3 protein-coding genes and 1 pseudogene are annotated in these 3,709 nt (G+C 38.4%); 2 read left to right on the forward strand and 2 right to left on the reverse strand.

What is annotated here, in order from left to right:
* Positions 1-233: 233 nt before the first annotated feature.
* Together FD47_RS13820 and FD47_RS13825 are read right to left on the reverse strand one after the other, a co-directional pair.
* Positions 234-662 (reverse strand): universal stress protein, encoded by a 429-nt coding sequence (locus tag FD47_RS13820; RefSeq protein ID WP_054736628.1) that lies wholly within the window; start codon positions 660-662, stop codon positions 234-236.
* A 5-nt stretch (positions 663-667) separates the two neighbouring features.
* On the reverse strand, positions 668-2,095 hold the full coding sequence (locus tag FD47_RS13825) for an amino acid permease (RefSeq protein ID WP_054736626.1): 1,428 nt from the start codon (positions 2,093-2,095) through the stop codon (positions 668-670).
* 288 nt (positions 2,096-2,383) lie between these two features.
* On the opposite strand from FD47_RS13825, the pseudogene FD47_RS13830 reads away from it, so the two are divergent.
* Together FD47_RS13830 and FD47_RS13835 are read left to right on the forward strand one after the other, a co-directional pair.
* A pseudogene (locus FD47_RS13830) lies at positions 2,384-3,245 on the forward strand (alpha-amylase family glycosyl hydrolase); the annotation flags it as partial.
* A gap of 142 nt (positions 3,246-3,387) precedes the next feature.
* A complete protein-coding gene (locus FD47_RS13835; protein ID WP_054736624.1) occupies positions 3,388-3,645 on the forward strand; it encodes a hypothetical protein in 258 nt (85 codons plus the stop codon).
* Positions 3,646-3,709 lie beyond the last annotated feature (64 nt).

Below are 3,709 nucleotides of genomic sequence, written 5' to 3' on the forward strand. Positions count from 1 at the left end.
TTGGAAATAGCCACCGCCTTAACTTCTCTACTGGATCTATTATACAGGCAGCCTAGCTCTTTAACCAAATATAAAATTAAAGAATCAGTAAGAAAACTATATTTATATCTGTAAAAACAGTTTTTAACTGCAAATAATTTCAACTTGAGAAGTTGGAATCATCCTCAACTCGGAAGCTCGGTCACGCCTAGACCAAGTGCTGACCGTTTTCAACCAATGCCAACACATAATTACTATCTAACAATCAGCACATCGCAAGGCGCGTGGCGTACTGCATAGCCACTATGGGATCCTTGTAGCATTTTTTCGACCGCATTAATGCCTGTGTTCCCTAAAATAATTAAATCAATTTGCTGTTCTTGAGGAAACTCTTTAGCCAATATAGTTTTGACATTACCTATTAGGACTTTACCCACTACTTCAACTTTTTGTTCTTGGGCCTGTTCTAAATAAGGTTTGATCTTTTGTGTCACTTTTCGATATAAATCCTGATAAAAGTCCTCATTTACTCCAAAAGATGAGTCCATGCCTCGATCACGATTAACAATCCAAAGAACATAAAGCCTTGCTGATAAGGATTGGGCTAGAGAGCACCCCACTCGAAAAGCACGATCAGCTGGTTTAGACCCATCCAGTCCAACCAATATACGTTGATAGGCCATAAATATCAGTCCTCCTTATTTTCAGAATTAATTGTCGCATGTCGTCTCCCGTAGCCAAAGTAAATCGCCATACCAATAGCTAGCCAAACCACAAAACGAACCCAAGTTTCCCAATTTAAGCCAGCTATCAGGGTAATACAAAAAAGAATAGCAATAATCGGGGTTACCGGAACACCAGGGGCTTTAAATCCTCGATGGATTTCAGGATGCGTGCGGCGCATAATTAGTACCCCAGCTGATACCAGTATAAAAGCTGTTAATGTTCCGATATTAACCAATTCCGCCAAAATATTCAGGTTAATAAAACCACCCGCTAATGCCGTGATGATGCCAAAAAACCAAGTCCCCTTAAAAGGAGTTTGGTGTTTTTGATCAACCTGTCCAAAGAACTTAGGGAATAGTCCATCACGAGACATTGAATAGCTGATACGTGATTGACCATATAATTGAACTAGGATAACAGTCGTCATACCTAAAATAGCTCCTAAACTGACGATAATCGATAACCAGGTTTGCCCCGTTTTAACAAGAACCGCCAAAATGGGCGCATTAAGATATTTAGCAAAAATAGTGTATTTCACTACACCAGTCATAATTAACGTCATTGCAATATATAGAACAGTGGAAATTAACAAGGAAAGCAAAATCCCTCTCGGCAAAGTTTTACTAGGATTGATAGTTTCTTCAGCGCTTGATGAAACTGCGTCAAATCCAATAAACGAGAAGAAAACAATGGATGCTGCTGGAATAATTCCGGCAGCTGTTCCATGATGATAAGAATACCACCCAAAAGGACTAAACGGCTGCCAATTATGTGGTTTAATAAACCAAAAAGTGCAAACAATAAATAAAATAATTACCGCTAGTTTAATTAAAACCATGGTGTCATTAACCCGTTTTGTTTGGGTAATCCCGATGGAAATAATCCATGTAATCACTAAAACAATAAAGAAAGCGGGTAAATTAAAAATTGTATTGACTCCTGGAGTAGTCCCCGCAGCTGCTGTTAACACAGTCGGAATATGAATACCAAAGTTACTTAGCAAGTTAACAAAATAGCCAGACCAACCAACTGAAACAGTAGCAGCACCTAAAGCATACTCCAAAATTAGATCCCAACCAATGACAAAAGCAATAATTTCACCAAAAGCTATATATGAATACGTATAGGCTGAACCAGCAACTGGTGCCATTGAAGAGAATTCAGCATAACACAAACCAGCAAAGCCACAACAGATTGCAGCAATTAAAAATGATAACGATAAGGCTGGCCCTGCTGTTAAAGCCCCCTTACCAGTTAAAACAAATATCCCGGTCCCAATAATCGCTCCAATCCCTAAAAAGGTTAAATCCCAAGTTCGAAGCGTCCTTTTTAGGGGGGAAGCATGGCTTACAAGAACATTAATGTCCTTTTTACGAAATAATGATGACATTTCACTCGTCTCCCTTTTATATAAATTTAATAATTCTAATCATTATATCACTTTAATTGGGATTATTGAGTCGAATGTCAGATTTTATTACATCAAAAATCAGATTTAAATATTATTCATTCAAAACTGAGTAAACCAGTTAAACTATAATAACTAGGACAACTAAGCAGAGTAGCAGCCTGTACTTAAGTCATCTCAATCCAAAATCCAAGATTTCCGGTCAAGATAACTTAGGATCCAGCTTATAACTGCTTTGCTTTGATCACTAAAAACAGAGGAGAAATTAATATGACTCACAAATGGTGGCAAAACGCCGTAATTTATCAAATATATCCACAAAGTTTTCAAGACAGCAACAACGATGGTATTGGTGATCTTCATGGGATCATCAAACGCCTCCCTTATTTAAAAAAAATTAGGTGTAGACGTCCTTTGGTTGAACCCAATCTACCAATCACCATTGAAAGATAACGGCTATGATATTGCCGATTATGAAAAAATTCTGCCTGACTATGGAACGATGGCTGATTTTAATGAATTATTAAAAGAAGTCCACTCCCATGGCTTAAAGTTACTGATGGACCTCGTGGTTAACCACACTTCTGATCAACACCGCTGGTTCCAAGAAAGCAAAAAGTCAAAGGATAATCAATATTCTGACTACTACATGTGGCATGATCCCGTTGATGGGCATGAACCTAATAACTGGCATGCAGCATTTGGTGGCAGTGCCTGGACCTATGTTCCAGAACGTGGCCAATACTATTTGCATCTACTTGCTCCTGGTCAACCTGATTTAAACTGGGAAAATCCTGAAGTACGGGAATCCGTTTGGAACATTATGCGTTTCTGGTTGGATAAAGGTATTGATGGCTTCAGAATGGACGTCATCAACCTAATTTCCAAGCCTGAAGGCCTCCCCGATGCACCTGAACCTGGCACCTACCCATTAACCGAGGGATTGGTTGCCGATGGTCCTAAATTAAATGACTATCTGCGCGAAATGAACGACAAGGTTCTCTCCCATTATGACGTGATGACCGTCGGTGAAATGCTGAGTTCAAAACCAGAAGATGCCATCAATTATACCGGTCTCGACAGCCATGAACTAAATATGGTTTTCCAGTTCCAGCACGTTGCTTTGGAGCCTACCCTATTGTAACTAATAAAAACGACTAATTTTATTAGTTACAATTAAGTGTTCCGAAGGTAGTGTGAAACGACTAAAAAATTTCTTATAAGGTATAATAATGAACGAAGATCTTTAAATATATCCACGGGAGGTGGGTTAGTTGATCGTTAGTGGTCAAGCACAACGCAAAAAAAGAGAACCTTTCATTATTTTTACTGGTGATAATCAGGATGATGTACAAAAATTTTTACAACCCTTGGTTAGTCATCTCACAAAGAAGAAAAATAAACTTCAGGTAGTTACACCACAGGGTGCGCTATCAATCAGTCCGCAGGAAGTTGTGGTTAAAGAGAATAAGCAACGAATTGCCGTTTTATCACAAGTAGAATTTGAGCAATTATTTAACGTGGTTAATTAATAAAAGAGTCTTTTATAAAAATAACGCCTCTTAAGAACCTGTTTAGAGTCTCTTGAGGAGTAAT

This window comes from Lentilactobacillus parafarraginis DSM 18390 = JCM 14109 (assembly GCF_001435895.1).
Taxonomy (GTDB): Bacteria; Bacillota; Bacilli; order Lactobacillales; family Lactobacillaceae; genus Lentilactobacillus; species Lentilactobacillus parafarraginis.